The sequence below is a fragment of the Enterococcus dispar ATCC 51266 genome (genome assembly GCF_000406945.1).
GTDB classification, from domain to species: Bacteria; Bacillota; Bacilli; order Lactobacillales; family Enterococcaceae; genus Enterococcus_C; species Enterococcus_C dispar.
On sequence record NZ_KE136354.1, the window covers coordinates 167786 to 184338 of the forward strand.

20 protein-coding genes are annotated in these 16553 nt (G+C 36.1%); 14 read left to right on the plus strand and 6 right to left on the minus strand.

Annotation, left to right across the window (positions count from 1 at the left end):
- The first annotated feature begins 10 nt into the window (after positions 1-10).
- Positions 11-727 (plus strand): MurR/RpiR family transcriptional regulator, encoded by a 717-nt coding sequence (locus tag RK01_RS00775; RefSeq protein WP_016171388.1) that lies wholly within the window; start codon positions 11-13, stop codon positions 725-727.
- Between the two features lie 31 nt (positions 728-758).
- Here the strand turns inward: RK01_RS00775 and RK01_RS00780 are convergent, their stop codons facing one another.
- Positions 759-2762, minus strand: coding sequence for a glucose PTS transporter subunit IIA (locus tag RK01_RS00780; protein WP_016171389.1), 2004 nt, complete (start codon positions 2760-2762; stop codon positions 759-761).
- 662 nt (positions 2763-3424) lie between these two features.
- Positions 3425-4534 (minus strand): alanine dehydrogenase, encoded by a 1110-nt coding sequence (gene ald, locus RK01_RS00785; protein ID WP_016171390.1) that lies wholly within the window; start codon positions 4532-4534, stop codon positions 3425-3427.
- A 197-nt stretch (positions 4535-4731) separates the two neighbouring features.
- Here ald and RK01_RS00790 point away from each other — a divergent pair, with 197 nt between their 5' ends.
- Positions 4732-5481, plus strand: coding sequence for a potassium channel family protein (locus RK01_RS00790; protein WP_016171391.1), 750 nt, complete (start codon positions 4732-4734; stop codon positions 5479-5481).
- A gap of 153 nt (positions 5482-5634) precedes the next feature.
- Here RK01_RS00790 and RK01_RS00795 read toward each other — a convergent pair whose 3' ends face one another.
- Positions 5635-6315: a C39 family peptidase gene (locus RK01_RS00795; RefSeq protein ID WP_016171392.1), complete on the minus strand. Its 681-nt coding sequence runs from the start codon at positions 6313-6315 to the stop codon at positions 5635-5637.
- Positions 6316-6595: 280 nt separating this feature from the next.
- Between RK01_RS00795 and rpsN the strand changes: the two genes are divergently transcribed.
- Genes rpsN through RK01_RS13585 form a run of 5 tightly spaced genes read left to right on the plus strand, consistent with a single transcriptional unit; the run spans position 6596 to position 7807 of the window.
- Complete coding sequence (gene rpsN, locus RK01_RS00800) at positions 6596-6865, plus strand: 30S ribosomal protein S14 (RefSeq protein WP_016171393.1); 270 nt, start codon at positions 6596-6598, stop codon at positions 6863-6865.
- 32 nt (positions 6866-6897) lie between these two features.
- Positions 6898-7071, plus strand: a complete 174-nt coding sequence (gene rpmF / locus RK01_RS00805; protein WP_016171394.1) for a 50S ribosomal protein L32 — start codon at positions 6898-6900, stop codon at positions 7069-7071.
- Between the two features lie 10 nt (positions 7072-7081).
- On the plus strand, positions 7082-7459 hold the full coding sequence (locus RK01_RS00810; protein ID WP_016171395.1) for a hypothetical protein: 378 nt from the start codon (positions 7082-7084) through the stop codon (positions 7457-7459).
- A gap of 14 nt (positions 7460-7473) precedes the next feature.
- Positions 7474-7623: a 50S ribosomal protein L33 gene (gene rpmG / locus RK01_RS00815; RefSeq protein WP_016171396.1), complete on the plus strand. Its 150-nt coding sequence runs from the start codon at positions 7474-7476 to the stop codon at positions 7621-7623.
- A 52-nt stretch (positions 7624-7675) separates the two neighbouring features.
- Entirely contained in the window at positions 7676-7807 is a 132-nt protein-coding gene (locus RK01_RS13585; protein WP_016171397.1) for a putative metal homeostasis protein, read from the plus strand.
- Between the two features lie 131 nt (positions 7808-7938).
- Here RK01_RS13585 and abc-f read toward each other — a convergent pair whose 3' ends face one another.
- Positions 7939-9876, minus strand: a complete 1938-nt coding sequence (gene abc-f, locus RK01_RS00820) for a ribosomal protection-like ABC-F family protein (protein ID WP_016171398.1) — start codon at positions 9874-9876, stop codon at positions 7939-7941.
- A gap of 257 nt (positions 9877-10133) precedes the next feature.
- On the opposite strand from abc-f, the gene RK01_RS00825 reads away from it, so the two are divergent.
- Positions 10134-10769: a redox-sensing transcriptional repressor Rex gene (locus tag RK01_RS00825; protein ID WP_016171399.1), complete on the plus strand. Its 636-nt coding sequence runs from the start codon at positions 10134-10136 to the stop codon at positions 10767-10769.
- A gap of 253 nt (positions 10770-11022) precedes the next feature.
- On the opposite strand, the gene RK01_RS00830 is transcribed toward RK01_RS00825, so the two are convergent.
- On the minus strand, positions 11023-11361 hold the full coding sequence (locus RK01_RS00830; protein WP_016171400.1) for a thioredoxin family protein: 339 nt from the start codon (positions 11359-11361) through the stop codon (positions 11023-11025).
- Between the two features lie 271 nt (positions 11362-11632).
- Between RK01_RS00830 and RK01_RS00835 the strand changes: the two genes are divergently transcribed.
- The 5 genes from RK01_RS00835 to RK01_RS00855 all read left to right on the plus strand — a co-directional run bounded on the left by RK01_RS00835 (position 11633) and on the right by RK01_RS00855 (position 14606).
- The gene (locus RK01_RS00835; protein ID WP_016171401.1) at positions 11633-12577 is read left to right on the plus strand and encodes a permease; all 945 of its coding nucleotides are present in this window, start codon (positions 11633-11635) and stop codon (positions 12575-12577) included.
- Positions 12574-13419: a TIGR03943 family putative permease subunit gene (locus RK01_RS00840; RefSeq protein WP_016171402.1), complete on the plus strand. Its 846-nt coding sequence runs from the start codon at positions 12574-12576 to the stop codon at positions 13417-13419. The genes RK01_RS00835 and RK01_RS00840 overlap by 4 nt, the downstream gene beginning before the upstream one ends.
- Before the next feature lie 159 nt (positions 13420-13578).
- Positions 13579-13845: an IreB family regulatory phosphoprotein gene (locus RK01_RS00845; RefSeq protein WP_016171403.1), complete on the plus strand. Its 267-nt coding sequence runs from the start codon at positions 13579-13581 to the stop codon at positions 13843-13845.
- The gene (ruvX, locus tag RK01_RS00850; RefSeq protein WP_016171404.1) at positions 13845-14279 is read left to right on the plus strand and encodes a Holliday junction resolvase RuvX; all 435 of its coding nucleotides are present in this window, start codon (positions 13845-13847) and stop codon (positions 14277-14279) included. The genes RK01_RS00845 and ruvX overlap by 1 nt, the downstream gene beginning before the upstream one ends.
- Positions 14280-14294: 15 nt before the next feature.
- A complete protein-coding gene (locus RK01_RS00855) occupies positions 14295-14606 on the plus strand; it encodes a DUF1292 domain-containing protein (protein ID WP_016171405.1) in 312 nt (103 codons plus the stop codon).
- 237 nt (positions 14607-14843) lie between these two features.
- Here the strand turns inward: RK01_RS00855 and RK01_RS00860 are convergent, their stop codons facing one another.
- A complete protein-coding gene (locus RK01_RS00860; protein ID WP_016171406.1) occupies positions 14844-15779 on the minus strand; it encodes an alpha/beta hydrolase in 936 nt (311 codons plus the stop codon).
- 157 nt (positions 15780-15936) lie between these two features.
- On the opposite strand from RK01_RS00860, the gene RK01_RS00865 reads away from it, so the two are divergent.
- Complete coding sequence (locus RK01_RS00865) at positions 15937-16497, plus strand: TetR/AcrR family transcriptional regulator C-terminal domain-containing protein (RefSeq protein WP_016171407.1); 561 nt, start codon at positions 15937-15939, stop codon at positions 16495-16497.
- Positions 16498-16553: the final 56 nt, after the last annotated feature.

Sequence of the window (16553 nt, forward strand, 5' to 3'; positions counted from 1 at the left end):
AGGATTAACAATGAAAATTTATCATATTTCAAAATTATTGCCGGACAATACTTTACGTGAAGAAGATGAGCAAATTATTGAATATATTGTCAAAAAAGTTGAAAAAGGGGAAGACATCGATATCAGAACGACAGCGGAAAATAATTATACTTCACCAAGTTCGATTTCGCGTCTTTCTAAAAGAGCAGGTTTTAATAATTTTAAAGAGATGGTTTTCTTTTTAACTCAAAAATTTAATGAAAGCCAAATTGCTGAACGAACATTAACACAACAAAAATTTTTGAACACAAAACAGAATTGGGAAGAGATTGATAAAATTTTTGAACTCATTAAAGAACAAGGACAAGTGTATTTATCAGGAGAAGGATTTTGTGATTTGCTTGTAAAGTATGCTTATCGAAAACTAATGTTAAAGAAGATTTATGCGATTGATTTAAAAGATATGGAGGTCAAACTCGTTTCAGATGGGAAACCCAAAAGCTTAATTATCTTTTCTCAATCAGGGGAAAATCGTGAAGCATTAAGAAAAATAAAAGAATGTAAGGAATTGGGGGGGAAAGTAATTACTTTTACCGCTTCGGCAAACAGTACTTTTCTAAAAGAAGGGGATGCCTCCTTTCAAGTTGATCCAGAGTCAAGTGTGATTAACTCTGAAAATTCTACCTTAAATTTTTTCTTTGGCAATTGTTTAAACGCACTAGAGTATTTATTTGATCGCTATCTATAAAAAAAAGGGAGATAATCTCCCTTTTTTTTGACTAAATTTCAAAAGCTATATCATTGCGTGTAATTTTATCAGAAGGTGCAATTACTTTTCCGGCAGCGTTTTCAAGCGTAACGACAATAATCATATCATTTTTGCCGGCTGCTTTTATTTGGTTGTTATCAATTTGAGCAAGCAGATCCCCTTGTTTTACCATCTGTCCATCCGTTACCTTAATATTAAATGGTTTACCAGCAAGATCTACTGTATCAATTCCCATATGCACTAAGACTTGTTCTCCGTTTTCATTTTCGATTCCAATAGCATGAAGCGTTGGGAAAATGGTAGTGATTTTACCGCTGGTTGGTGAATGAATCATGCCATCATGATTCATAATTGCAAAACCGTTACCTAAAGATTTACTTGAAAATACTTCATCAGGCACTTCTTCGATTGGAATAATCTCACCACTAGCGGGAGCATAAACAAGTTGTCCTGTTTGCGTTTTCGTTAAAGGCAATGTTGCTTGTCCACTGCGCAGTTTTTCAACGTAAGCTTCTAGTGCTTCTCTTAATTCAGTGACGCCAATTCCAATAATAATTTGAATATGTTTTTGTTTATCTACCACACCAGAAGATGGAAAAGTCTTTAATAAGTTAATATCCACTTTCTTATCATCTAAAACATCTAAGCGCAAACGGGAGTAACAATTGTAGATTTCTGAAATGTTGTCAACGCCACCTAATCCATTGACGATTACTGCTAAACCAGCTTCGTCACCTTTAACCGTGATAGTTTCATTTTGAGGAGTAAGCTCTTCTTTAGGTTCACGACCAAGTGTTGGTAAATTCAGTTTTACAATAAGATATTTGAAAGCAAAATATTCCATTACTGCAATCACAAGGATGATTGGAATGATTAACCAAGTGTGGCCAAGATTCATCGGTACAAATAAAGATGGAATAGTTTCTGGAATACTACCAACCATTACGCGCAGTCCTAAAACATTTGCTAGGAAGAAACTAAAACCAAACAAGATTGCATGGACCAACCATAATACTGGTGCTGCAAACAAGAAAAGAAATTCAATCGGTTCTGTTGTTCCGGCTAAAGCAGCTAAAATTACTGCTGGAATCACAATTGCTTTTACTTTTGCTTTATTTTCAGGAAGTGCAGTTTTGATGAAAGCTGCTGCAATGGCAGCAGGAAAGGCCAAAGGACCAAAGTTGGTTAAAAAGCCCACAGCGGAGTTCATTGTCGTAACATTACTAATGTCACCTAGTTGTGCTAACCAAATATTGAAAGCACCACTTACTGTTTCACCAGCAATTTGAGCAGTTCCACCCATTGGTGTAAAGTGTAGTGGCATCCATAATAGATGGTGCATTCCTACTGGCAGTAACATCCGATTTAAAAAACCATAGGTAAAGAAACCAAAAGGACCAGAACTGGCCATGACAGATACGGCTGCATTTACGCCAGAGTTGATGATAGGCCACACATAAGTAACAATAATAGCAAGTGCAATAGTGGCAAAGATTGAAATGGCATAAGCAAATTTTGTACCTTCATATGGAGTCAAGTATTTATGAAATTTGACGTTTCCAAAACGATTGACAATAAAACCGACCAGACAGCCAATGACAATTCCTAAAAAGACGCCCATGTCATTAACTTGAATTCCCATAACCATATTTTGTCCTGTTCCAAATAACCCTTGTTCACCCGGTTCTGCTAAACGATTTGTCAAAGTTAGCCATGAATTATTGGCATATAAGAAAATCATAAAGCAAGTAATCGCAACAATTGCAGAATCGGTCTTTTTCTTTGTTAAAGCAGCAGCAATACCCACACAAAAAATAACAGAAAGTGAACCAATTGCTCCGCTGTTAATGATACCAAAAAAGAAATTTCCCACATTGGCGATAGCACTAGGCATGAATTCCATCCGCATAATTGCGGCAATAGAAATAATCAAGCCGGAAACGGCCATAAACATAACCGGTTGAATAATTGCGCGGGCAAAAGTTCGCATCGATTTTTGAACAGTTTCTTTCATAAAAACACTCCTTCATTTGAAATAAATTATTTTTCTTCTATTCGGACAAAGTATAGTATATAGAAAACGGTTACACAATATTGGAAAGAAATGAAGCAACCCTTTTCACGTTTTGAAAATACTTTCAATTTATATTGAAGCGTGAAAGTAAGATTTTCACTTGGTTGATCTTATGTAAAATGTAGCTTTTTTGAAAAGTGCAGCATTGATATTGACGTTTTTTTAGTAGTACTCAGTCAAAATAGTATAGAAATACGTAAAAAGCAATAGGGAATCATTTTATTTAATAAATAACAAATGTTAATGGAGAGTTGTAATCAAAAAGGAAGGCAGCAAGTAAGAAAATAAGCTAATTATAAAGAGGATAAAGAATTATTTGGTAGAATTCATCCTCTAAAGAAGACAATATCTTTTATTTATTGAAAACGTTGACCCTTAGTAAGTGCGTTAAAGAACGTTTTTCCAACATCTTAGAATTGGCGTCATTGCCACACAATTATAGGAACTTGAAAATGTGAGGAGCAACTGTTAAGCAGTGTTGTTTAATAAAAATGATTTTCTACGATTTTAGAGTGATGGACTTTCCTAAGTGTCAATAAGATAAAAAAAAGCACCAGAAGTAAAATTGGATAACTTCTGGTACTTTTTAATTTTTGCAGCCTTTAAATCAAAGTAGACAACTCTGTGTAAGGCAGATTTAAATCCTCTGCCACTGCCTGCATTGTTAAATGTCCTTGATAGGTGTTAACGCCGTGGTAAAGGGCATTATTGTATTGCAATAAATCGGCTAAATTAGTGGATGCCAAAAGTCTTACATATGGTAAAGTAGCGTTACTTAATGCGTATGTTGAAGTCTGTGGTACTGCTCCAGGCATATTGGCCACTGCATAGTGAATGACACCAGAATGTACATAAGTGGGGTCCTCATGGGTTGTAACTTTGTTTCCAGTTGCAAAAATTCCCCCTTGATCGATTGCGATATCGACAATAACTGATTCTTTAGGCATGGCTGCTACCATGTCTTTTGTAATTAATGTTGGTGCTTTGTGACCCGGAAGTAAAACAGCCCCGATAACAAGATCGGCATCTTGTAATGAAGTACGAATATTTAGTTCATTAGAAAGAAGTGTTTGTACTTGACCGCTAAAAAGATCATCCAATTCTTTTAAGCGGTTTAAATTGATATCTAAAATGGTAACATGCGCCCCTAAACCAAGAGCAAGTCGTGCGGCGTTATAACCTGAAACACCTCCACCAATAATCACCACATTACCTTGCCGTACCCCAGGAACTCCTGCTAGTAAAATTCCTTTGCCGCCAAAGGTTCGTTGTAAATATTGTGCACCAATTTGTGCTGCCATTCTGCCAGCGATTTCACTCATGGGAGAAAGAAGCGGAAGGCTGCCATCGGTTAGCTGCACATTTTCATAAGCAATAGCGGTAACGCCCCGCTTCATTAATTCTTCTGTCAATTCTTTATTAGCTGCTAAATGAAGGTAGGTAAATAACAGCAGGCCATTTCTAAAATATTGATATTCACTGGGGTGAGGTTCTTTAACTTTCAGGACCATTTCACAGTTCCAAACTTCTGCGACAGTGGTCAAAATAGCACCAACTTTTTGATATTCCTCATCTGCAATCCCAGAGCCTAAGCCGGCACCGGTTTCAACTATGACGGTATGCCCAGCGTTTATTAATTCTAAGACCCCACTAGGAGGCAATGCAACCCGATTTTCATGATTCTTAATTTCTTTTGCGATTCCAATTTTCATGTGCAACACTCCTTTTCTTCTGTCAATTTAGCCTAACTTACGCCTCCATACTAGAAGAGGAACTCACTTCTTACTTTTCAGTATAGTGGAAAAGGAAACGATTACAAAGCAGCTTTTCAAAATTTAGAAAAAAAACGCCAAAATTCTTGTGATAAAACAGCTCGATGGCTAGAATAAGAAAGACAAGAGGTGATGAGATGCTCAAGAAATTGCAAAAAAAATTAAATGAGTATAATCCGCAATATCATGTTTTAAACTTAACTTTATCTATTATTTGGATTATTTTAATGTTATTGGATTTTGCATCTGTCATTAATATTAATGAAAATCCTTTTCGTATTTTAGATTATCTTATCTGGCTGTTATTTACTGTTGATTTTTTTGGTCGTTTAATTGTTGATCCAGATAAAAAAACTTTTTTTAAAAAAAATATTTTTGATTTAATTGCAATTTTACCCTTAAACTTTATTTTTGGCTTATTCGGTTTGGCTCATTTTGGTAAAATTTCACGGATTAATCGGATTGCCCGTATTATTGGACTATTTGGTAAGTTATCTCGCAATAAGCGTAGTATTTTATATACTAACGGTTTTATTTATGTGCTTTATATTAGTTTGGGGATTATTGTTATTGGCGCAGGTTTATTTTCAATTGCTGAAAATAGATCTTTTGCAGATGCATTGTGGTACGCCATTGTTACGGTAACTACCGTCGGTTATGGCGACATTGCCCCCACAACCGATGCTGGAAAATTGATTGCGGCAGTCTTGATGATTTTAGGGATTGGATTTATCGGGATTTTGACTTCTACAATTACCTCATACTTTAGTCATAAAAATGAAGCGATGCGGCAAGTTGAAGAAGACAGTGAGTTATCGCAATTAAAAAAGGAAATTACGACTTTGCAACAACAATTGGATCGGATTGAAAAATTATTAAAAAAATAGCGAAAAAGAATCAGGGGCAAAAAATGAATTCTTGCTCCTGATTCTTTTTCATGTAACCAGTAGAAAATAAGCGCTCAAGCGCTAAGTAGAAATCTACTAGAAATATGCAGTGCAGGTTGCTTTTTGTTAACAGTAGAAATTTTCTTTCCCAGATTAACTTTTAGTAAATGTCCAATAATGAATAATTTCTCCTGTTAAGTCTTGAGGATGAAATAGCTCTTTATACGTGGTTTTTGCGGGTTTGTCATTGGGATCTAAAACCAATACTTGATTGTTTTGCTGGGCACCTAAGACCATAATGTGCCCCACCTCAGTGAAGCGACCAGGTTTGACAGAGACGATAACCGGAATTTTTTGTTGTAAATATTTGCTGGCAGTTTGAAAATCATTACCTAAGTCATGATATTGCAATTGATAGTGGTTGGCAAAATCACTGAAAATTTGCCAAGCAGTTCCTTGTCCAGTTACAAAATAATTATTATGTGCCCAAGACAAGATATCATATGGGGTGGCTTCTTTTTTTTCAAAATACGAAAGAACCATCGTTAAAGATAAAATAGCACAACCATTTTGTGCCAACGTATTATCTTCCCCTGTACCATAGCTATCTTGTGCCCAACGTTCATCTGTTTGGAGAATAAGAGGCGTTGGGACGTTATTCCCTTTTAAGGTTTGGTTTGCTTTTTGACTGTATTGTTGTTGCGTAATAGTGGGAGTAGAGTCAAAAAAAGTAGTATCAGTTGGCTTTGCGACTAAAAGCCAAATCCCCCCTAATAAAAGCATGCAAAAACCAATAAAAATTATTTTAGGTTGCCGTGATTTTTTACGGGCCATCAAAACACCTCGCTTATAGTAGATACTGAGTTTACTCTAAAGCAAATGGTAGAAAAATAAAATCGGTCACAGGACTGATTTAGGAAACTTTAAAGTTTGAAAGGGATATTTAGTAAAAACATTTGTCAAAGTAAGCAATCTAGAAGGCATAATTAAGAAATCATAAAGTACAGGTTAGCTAAGTGTTGACAAAATTTTTGTTAGTTGGTAATCTAATGAAGTTCAAAACGAAATGGTTACGATTTACAAAATAGAAAAAGAAATGAAAGGAGCTATTTCAATGGCTAAAAAATCAAAGATCGCTAAAGCGAATAAACAAATCGCTTTAATTGAAAAATACGCATCACAACGTGCACGATTAAAAGATGCCAAGGATTATTCTGCATTGGCAAAATTACCCAAAGATTCCAATCCCAATCGTTTGAAATTACGGGATCAAATTGATGGTCGTCCACGAGCATATATGCGCAAATTTGGTATGTCACGAATTAATTTTCGGAAACTTGCTCATGTGGGACTAATTCCAGGCGTGAAAAAAGCAAGTTGGTAAAAGTAGAAGAAACAGTTTAGGAGGAATAGACTATGGCAGTTCCTGCAAGAAAAACATCAAAAATGAAAAAAAGGCTGAGAAGAACACATCAAAATTTAAATCGTCCAGAAATCTCTTTTGATGAAGCAACTGGTGATTACAGACATTCCCATCGTGTTTCTTTAAATGGTTATTACAAAGGACGTAAAATTACGGCTGAAAAATAGGAGAAAAAATATGCAAATTATTTATCCGCCTTTAGTTGAAGAATATTTCAACTATCAACGCCATAAAACTAAAGAAAATTTGGATAAAAGTTCCGTCTATCAAGATATGGTAGTAGCTGGTCTAATTACGGAGACTGGTATGCCCACAAAAGAAGCATTAGAAAAAGGGATGATTAAAGATTTCTATGAAGAAGAAGATTTAAGCTTTTCTGATTTCTTAAATTTGTATCCTGTTTTTTCAGATTATGATACAACGGTGTTTCAAAAAATCGCTGGTTTTTGGGAAATTACGCTTGAGTTTAAAACAGCATTACTGGCTGACTTAGCAGCTAAAAACTTTGATTATGATGAAGCATTACAAATTCAAATGTATTTAGCAGATCGATAAATAGGAGATAAAAAATGCGACAAACGATTATTTTAGAAGGTGTCCAAACCAAAGAACGCCTTTATTTAACTACAAAGAACAAGCGCAACCATCCTGAACGCTTGGAACTTAAAAAGTATTCACCAAAACTACGTCGTCATATAACGTTTAAAGAAGTCAAATAAACGTTTCAATTTAAAATAGAAATTAGTTGAGCAGTTGGGAGGAGAAAAGAAAATGGAAAAGACAGATTTGGCCACGGCGTACAGACGCTTAAAGAGCCCGAATATTCAAACCAGAAAACAGGCGTTAAAAGTTATTAAAGAACATAAACGCGCGAAAATAAAAGCATATTATGCTGCAAACTAAAAAAGGGACAATCATTTTTGATTGTCCCTTTTTTTGTAATATTCCAATGTTTGATCCCAAAAGCAAATGGCAGTAGGAAGGGCGTAACGTCTAATTTTCAGTCTAGGAAACAAGAGGATACTGCTATGTTCTTATTCATATTCTTCTAACTCAAGACTTAATTCTTCCCATTGTTCGAGTAGCTGATTTTGTTTGCTGCGAGCGGCTTCTAATTTTTCATTTAATTCTTGTAGCTGCACATGATCTGCTAAAATTTCTGGTTTAACCATTTCTGCTTCTAATTGATCAATCGTGGCATCGGTTTGACTCATGGTTTGTTCCACATCGTTAACTTTTCGTTGAAGATTACGAACGAGCTTTTGTTGCTCTTTACTTTTTTGAAAGTTTTCTTTACCCGCAGACACTATAACGGGTGTATTGCTCTCTTCAGCTGCTAGTAAAGCGGCAATTTCTTCTTCTTCTTTTTTCTTTTCCAAGTAATAATCGTAATCCCCTAAAAACAGACGACTACCTGCAGGGGAGAGTTCAATGACTTTGGTGGCGATCCGATTGATAAAGTAACGGTCATGAGAAACAAATAAAAGGGTACCTTCATAATCAATTAAGGCATTTTCTAAGACTTCTTTATTATCAATATCCAAATGGTTCGTTGGTTCATCTAAGATCAAGAAGTTTTCTTCATCCATTGCTAATTTGGCTAAAGCAACCCGAGCTTTTTCGCCACCGCTTAATAAATTGATTGGCTTGTCAACATCTTCACCTGAAAATAGAAAACTACCTAAAATATTGCGGATTTCTAATTCTGGTGTGGTAGGATGTTCATCCCATAACTCTTGTAGAATAGTTTTATTACTATTTAAATCTGCTTGGCCTTGATCGTAGTAGCCAATCGAAACATTGGCGCCTAATTGGACTTCGCCACGTATAAAAGGCAGTTGGCCAATAAGAGATTTTAATAAAGTTGACTTACCGATCCCATTTGGTCCCACTAAAGCAATTGCATCTTGACGACGAATATCTAAATCAACAGGTTGCGCTAAAATTTCATTGGGACCATACCCGATGGCCGCATCACTTAACTGTAAAACCACATTGCCGGAGACTTTGTCAATGTGAAAAAGAAAATGGGCTGACTTTTCGGCACTTTGGGGACGATCCATGCGCTCCATTTTTTCTAATTGTTTGCGGCGACTTTGAGCTCGTTTAGTAGTGGAGGCGCGCACTAAATTGCGGGCAACAAAATCTTCTAATTTATTGATTTCTTGTTGTTGTTTTTCATAGGCTTTCCATTCACTAGCAAGCTGTGCGGCTTTTAAATCCAAATAGCGACTGTAATTCCCTTTGTAATGCGTCATTTTATGACGGCTTAATTCATAAATCTCATTGGTTACTTTATCTAAAAAGTAGCGGTCATGGGAAACAATCAAAAGTGCACCACTGTAATTTTGCAAATAATTTTCCAGCCAACTTAGCGTTTCTATGTCCAAGTGGTTGGTGGGTTCGTCCAAAATTAAAATATCTGGTTTTTGCAAAAGCATGCGGGCGAGAGCTAAACGGGTTTTTTGACCACCAGAGAGGTTGTTAATTTTTTGCTGATAAAAACTTTCATCAAATTGAAAACCATGTAAGACGGAACGAATTTCGTTTTCATAGCCGTAGCCATTAATATCGGCAAAATCATGTTGCAAGGTGTCGTATTCTTTTAAAATATTTTCGTAATCATTACCATTGGGATCACTTTTAGAGATTTTAATTTCTAAAGTGCGCATCCGTTGTTCCATTTGCCGCACCTTGTCAAAGGCGGCAAGCATTTCATCCCATACGGTCGCATCAGAGGAAAGACCTGTATCTTGGGCTAAATAACCTAGTGTAGCTGTTTTATTTTTGGCAATTGTCCCTTCATCTGGCGCTTCAATTCCAGCGATGATTTTTAATAGGGTGGATTTGCCAGCGCCGTTGCGACCAACTAAACCAATCCGGGCTTTAGAGGCAATTTCTAAATGTATGTTGCGAAATAAAACATCTGCGCCAAAAAGACGGGCGATTTGATTTGCTTGTAATAATATCATGGATAATCTTCCTTTAAATGAATTCTGTCATGCGACTGATTTTTCACAAATTTTAATGCGTAAGAAAAATAATAAAATAGGGAAATTTTCAGCATATCAAGTGTAGTCTATCATAATTTTACTACTGGTGTATATTGTCCTCTTTTACAAAAATAAAAATTCACAAATTTATGAGCAGAGAAATTGCATTTCCATAAACACCCTGTTATGATTTGTCAGTAAATTACGTGAAAAATTCACAAATGGAGGCGTACACGTTGAAAGATCATCACATTCCAAAGGCAACAGCAAAGCGTTTGCCCTTATACTACCGTTATTTGCGGATTTTAAATAATGCTGGAAAACAAAAAGTTTCTTCAACTGAACTGAGTGAAGCCGTTCAAGTGGATAGTGCTACTATTCGCCGCGACTTTTCGTATTTTGGTGAGCTAGGAAAAAGAGGCTATGGTTATGATGTGGAAGCATTGATGAATTTCTTTGCTAAAACATTGAATGAAGACCATATGACAAATGTTGCATTAGTTGGGGTGGGGAACTTAGGAACTGCTCTTTTAAAATATAAGTTTCATCAAAGTAATAGCATTCGCGTTAGTGCAGCCTTTGATGCAGATGAAAATATAACCGGTCGCATTATTGATGGTGTGCCAGTTTATGCTATGAAAGATATGGTAGAGCAAATTAAAATTCAAGAAATTGATATTGCAATTCTAACTGTCCCCGCAGAATTTGCTCAAAATATTGTAGATGAACTTGTCTCTGCAGGAATTAAGGGTATCTTGAATTTTACTCCGGCTCGTCTAAATGCACCAAAAAGTGTTTTAATTCAAAACGTCGATTTAACCAATGAATTGCAGACATTGATTTATTTCTTACATTCACAAGATGAAAAATAAAAAGAAAGACCGAAGCTTAAAAAAGCCGGTCTTTTTTTTAGGTATTTTTAGGTAAAGGATTATATAATTTCACAAGAAGTGAAGCCGATGTACCAAGGTTATTGATGTCTAGCTGCACGAAAGCTTAGCGACATTAAAGCAAACATATAAGAAATTTGTAGAACATTTTATTGCAATCCCTTCTTATTACTAGCGAGTTGGTGCGTTCGTAAAGTTTTTCTTACGGCTAACAATTAAAAGAAAAGATGAATCGCTAACGAAAAAGTTCTTCATAGTTCGGTGTTTCATCAGAAAATTCAGCAATAATTTTTGTCATTGCGGGGTAATCAATGAAACGAGCCGAACGTGTTAATTCCTTACCATGACTAAGTAATACGACTAAAGGTGCTGTTAATGCTTGGAAATGGCCGGCTACTTCAGGAAACTTACTGCCATCAAAATGATAAATTGGCACCTCTTCTCCAAAGCGTGCTTCTAGTTGCGGTTTTACAGCCACACAAATACTACACCCAGGTTGTGAAATGTAAGCAATCGCTAATTTTTCTTGGTTTAATTGTTGCAGTTCTTGGTTAAAATCTGTGACTTGAATCATGGCGTCACCTGCTTTCTTTTAAAATGCATTTCTAATGTAAGTTTTTGGTCAATAAAAGTCAAATGAGTTGTTTGCTATCTTCAAAAAGTAAATGAAAGGTTAATTTTTTATCCTAGACTTGTGAGTTTTAGCAAAAAAGCGTATATTAAGGCGACGAAAAAACAAAGTGAAAATTTTTTTGCTAGAATAAACCCTTGTGTTAAAGGGTTTTTGTTTTGATGAAAAAACAAAATTTGATTGCGATATTGAAAAGTACAAAAGGAGTTCTTTTATGTTTAATCATTTACCTGATTCAGTCTTACAAATGAGTATGATTTTTTTATCAATTGTGATTGAAGCTTTACCCTTTGTATTATTGGGCTGTATTATTTCTGGTGCGCTCTATGTATTTTTAACACCGGAAAGAGTGCAAAGACTGTTGCCACAAAATAAACTTGCTTCCATTGCAGTGGGATGCGGCTTAGGCTTTTTCTTTCCTTCTTGTGAATGTGGCATTGTGCCGATTGTTAATCAATTTGTGCGTAAAGGGGTACCAAATCATACAGCCTTTGCCTTTATGTTAACAGCTCCCATTATTAATCCAATTGTGATATTCTCCACGTTTATTGCATTTGGCAATTCCATGCAGTTTGCTTTTTTACGGGTAATAGGAAGTTTAATTGTGGCACTTGTGATTGGCGTATGGTTGGCTTATTTTAATCAACGGAGCATTATTAAAGATGCGACTTTGCAACAAGCAGTTATGAACGTGAAACATTCGCATCACCATCATCTACCTGCAGAACAAGAACATCACGAAAAAACAAAAAAGAATTTTTTTCAACAAGTCGGGCATGTATTGGAACATAGTGTCGACGAATTTTTTGATACAGGGCGCTATTTAATGATTGGCGGCCTATTGGCTGCAGCGATGCAAACGTATTTGCCAACTGGCGTGATGCTGACGCTAGGTTCAAATAAAGTTTTGGCGGTTTTCGTCATGCTCTTTTTAGCATTAGCGATGTCCCTATGTTCAGAAGCGGATGCCTTTATTGGGTCTTCTTTGTTAAGTCTGTTTGGTACCGGTCCTGTGGTGGGCTTTTTAGTTTTTGGCCCGATGGTCGATATTAAAAATCTTTTAATGATGAAACGTTATTTCAGCGGCAGATTTATCGTCAGCTTAGTGGCGATTATTGTCGTTTGTGTAACAGGTTATGCATTGGTGGTGTCACTATGATTCGATTTCTAATTTTAGGCGGTTATTTTGAATTAATGATGTATTTGCAAGTTAGTGGCAAATTAAATCAATTTATTAACGTTCATTATCGTTATTTGGCTGTTTTATCGATGATTTTATCTTTGCTACTGGCAATGGTGCAATTAGTTTTATGGGTGAAGGCAGATGGAAAAATCAAAGAACACCATCATGAAGAGGGTATGGCACATGAGCATGGGTTGAAAAAAAGATACCAACGCGTGATTGCGTATGTTTTATTAGCCCTGCCGGTGATTGTCGGAACTTTTTTTCCAGTTGTAAGTTTAGACACAACAATTGTACAAGCAAAAGGGTTTCAATTTCCCATTAGTAAAGAGTCTGTGGGAGATCCTCAAATGCAGACGCAGTATCTCCAACCCAACACGAGTATGTATTACAATAAAACCGAATATCAAAAGCAAATGGACAAATTGATGAAAAAATATGATCAAGCAGGTACATTAGCTGTGACAGAAGAAAATTATTTGGAGATAATGGAATTGATTTACAACTATCCTAGTGCATTTATTGGGCGTAAAATCAGTTTTGACGGCTTCATTTATCACGCCAAACAAGACAAATTAGAAGATGATTTTGTTTTCCGTTTTGGTATTATTCATTGTGTGGCTGATTCTGGTGTTTTTGGTCTACGTATTCATTTGCCAGAAGGAACGGCTTTAAAAAATGATCAATGGGTGCATATTGAAGGGGTTATTCAAAGCAACTTTTATCAACCGTTAAAAAGAGAACTGCCAGTGGTACAGACGACAAAAACAAGTACGATTGCTGCACCAAAAAATCAATATGTTTATCGCTCATTTTAAGCTCTTTTTTGTGAGAAAAAATGTTAAAATAAGAAGCGGATTTCATAAAAAAAACATATTCCTTTGCTAGAGTAGGAATTGTAGACGCTTTGTTTGTAGTTTCAGACAAGTTTTAGTAAAATGAAAAGTAGCAATAGGTAGAAGAAAGAGGTGTTAACTGTGGGGTTTACAGATGAAACAGTACGTTTTGATTTTGACGATAGTCGCAAAAAAGAAGTGAGCGAAACGTTGGCCATTGTTTATCGCGCTTTAGAGGAAAAAGGATATAACCCAATTAATCAGATTGTAGGGTATTTACTTTCCGGCGACCCGGCTTATATACCTCGTTATCGTGATGCGCGTAATCTAATCCGTCGTCATGAAAGAGATGAGATTTTAGAAGTCTTAATTCGTTACTATCTTGGTAATCACGGGATTAGTCTTTAATGCGGATTATGGGACTAGATGTCGGCTCAAAAACTGTCGGAGTAGCTGTTAGTGATTTATTAGGTTGGACCGCTCAAGGTGTGGAAATTATCCGCATTGATGAAGCTCATGGCGAGTTTGGTTTTGACCGGATAAAAGAGCTGGTAGCAGAATACGAAGTGACACAATTTGTGGTCGGTTTACCAAAAAATATGAACAATACAATCGGCCCTCGTGCCGAAGCATCACAGGCGTATGGTAAAAATTTGGAAGAACTTTTTCATTTGCCGGTTTTTTATCAAGATGAACGTCTAACAACAGTACAAGCAGAGCGCATGTTAGTGGAACAAGCGAATACATCACGAGCTAAGCGGAAAAAAGTGATTGATAAACTGGCCGCCGTGATGATTTTGCAAAATTATTTAGATCGCAGCGATACCAAGTCGCCTTTATAGGAAAGAGGAAAGCATATGACAGAACATAATCACGACCACAACCATGATCATGAAGGACATGAACACATTACTTTAGTAGATGATCAAGGCAATGAAACACTTTACGAAATTTTACTAACCATTGATGGTCAAGAAGAATTTAAACGTAATTACGTGTTATTGTATCCAGCAGGCGCGTCAGAAGATGACGATGTTGAACTACAAGCCTACGCTTACATCGAAAATGAAGATGGCACAGAAGGCGAATTGGAACAAATCGAAACAGAAGCAGAATGGGATATGATTGAAGAAGTCTTCAATACATTCATGGCTGAAGAAGAAGAATAGTCTTTAATCTCTAGAAACCTTGCCATGCAAGGTTTCTTTCTTTGACTTATTTATCTTTTCATCAGAACCCATGTAGATTACCTTAGCTGTACACGCACAAAAAACTCAGAGCATATTTCAATTATGCTCTGAGCAAACAGCTCTAATATTTTACTGTGACATAAAAATGAGTTAAATACTTTTTGCAACTGAAATTTATTCTCTACTATTTAATAACCTGATTAATAACCTGAAAAATTAAACTGTTAAATATTTTTCAAAAAAGGCAGTTAATTTTTCGACTGCGGGATCGACAGCTTTTGGTTGATCGTATAAGTCATAGTGACTGATATTAGGTAAAACTAGAATATCTTTTTCTTTAGATGCTGCCCGTGTGTAAACATCAAAGCCATTGCGGTAAGAAGCAAAGCCACCAACTTTATCTCCAACAATAATTTGAAGAGGTTGGGTTAAGAATTTTTCCAATAAAATATTAGTATCAAAACCGAGAATAGCTGCATAGTTTGTAAATGGTACCAAGTTTGTTGCAAGTGAATTGTAACCTCTGTCCGTGCGGTAGTAGTCGACAGCTTCTACAAAATCAATATCTGTCATCCCAGATTCTTTTAATTCTTTTGGTGAATTGGGAATCCAATTTACTTCCAAGACATCTGCGCCACGTGCTTCTGCTGTACGTTGTTGTCCAATTTTATCTAGCATGGCTAATAAATTATCTTCGGGACCAAAAGCACCACGGAATGTTGCGCCAATATTAGCCGGAGCAACACCTGCGACAGCTTTAATCCGACGTTCTGTTTTCGCAGCATTAATCGTGTAGCCACCGCCTGCACAAATGCCTACTGCACCAATCCGATTTTCATCGACATAATCAAGCGTAACGAGGTAATCAATAGCTGAACTAATATCTTCAGTCCGTACAAATGGATCTTCTGTATTACGGGGATCACCTTCACTACGACCTTGATAAGAAGCATCGAAAGCGATTGTGACAAAACCATTTTGTGCTAATTTTTCGGCATACAAGCCTGATGTTTGCTCACCTACGCTGCTGGTGGGATGAGAAACGACAAGTGCAGGATATTTTTTATCGGCATCAAAATTATTTGGCACAAAAACATCGCCAACAAGATTAAAATGACGCCCTTTAAATGTTACAGTTTTTTTATCTACCATCATACTTCCTCCTTTATTAATTCCCTTGTGTTACTTATAACACACATGTATAATAACTCCCAAGGCTATCAGTAAGCAATTACCACTTAAAGGTAGAATGTAAAATAATACACACTTTCTAATAAATTGGGTATTATTTAAGGAAGAAGGATAAAGGATGCAACTAGAGGAAAAAAAAGTTGATCGTCGGATTTTGAAAACGAAAAAGGCAATCAAAGATGCTTTTACCGACTTAATTATGAAAAATGAAATTGATACTATCTCAATTGCGATGATCACCGAACAAGCCAACATTGGGCGTAAAACTTTTTATCTCCACTATTACGATAAATACGATTTAATGGATCAGATTATCGCAGAATATTTAGAGGAATTAGGTCTACGTTGTAATCAGAACAAAATCAAGCGTTTAGGCTTTGAAGCTTCCACTTTGGAGTGGTTTACATTTTTAGATGAGAACTTTTCACTTTTTGCCCGTTTATTTCAAAGCAAAGCGGCCACTTCTTTTCGCAATCAGTTTTTAGTTTTTGTGAGTGAACAATTACGAAAAAAAGAAAAGTTAGCTGCATCAAAAGTTAGTCTTGCATTTAAATTACAGTTTTTAAGTTATGCTGTCACAGGAATTATTGAGGAGTATATTACGAAAGACTACCGGCATAAAAAGCAGGAAGTAGCCAAACAATTAAGTATTATCGTCAAGCAAAATTTGACGCTTTAGCTGAAACTGTGGCGGTGCATTTTAGCAATTAGAGCATCTTTTTTAATAGCACTTGT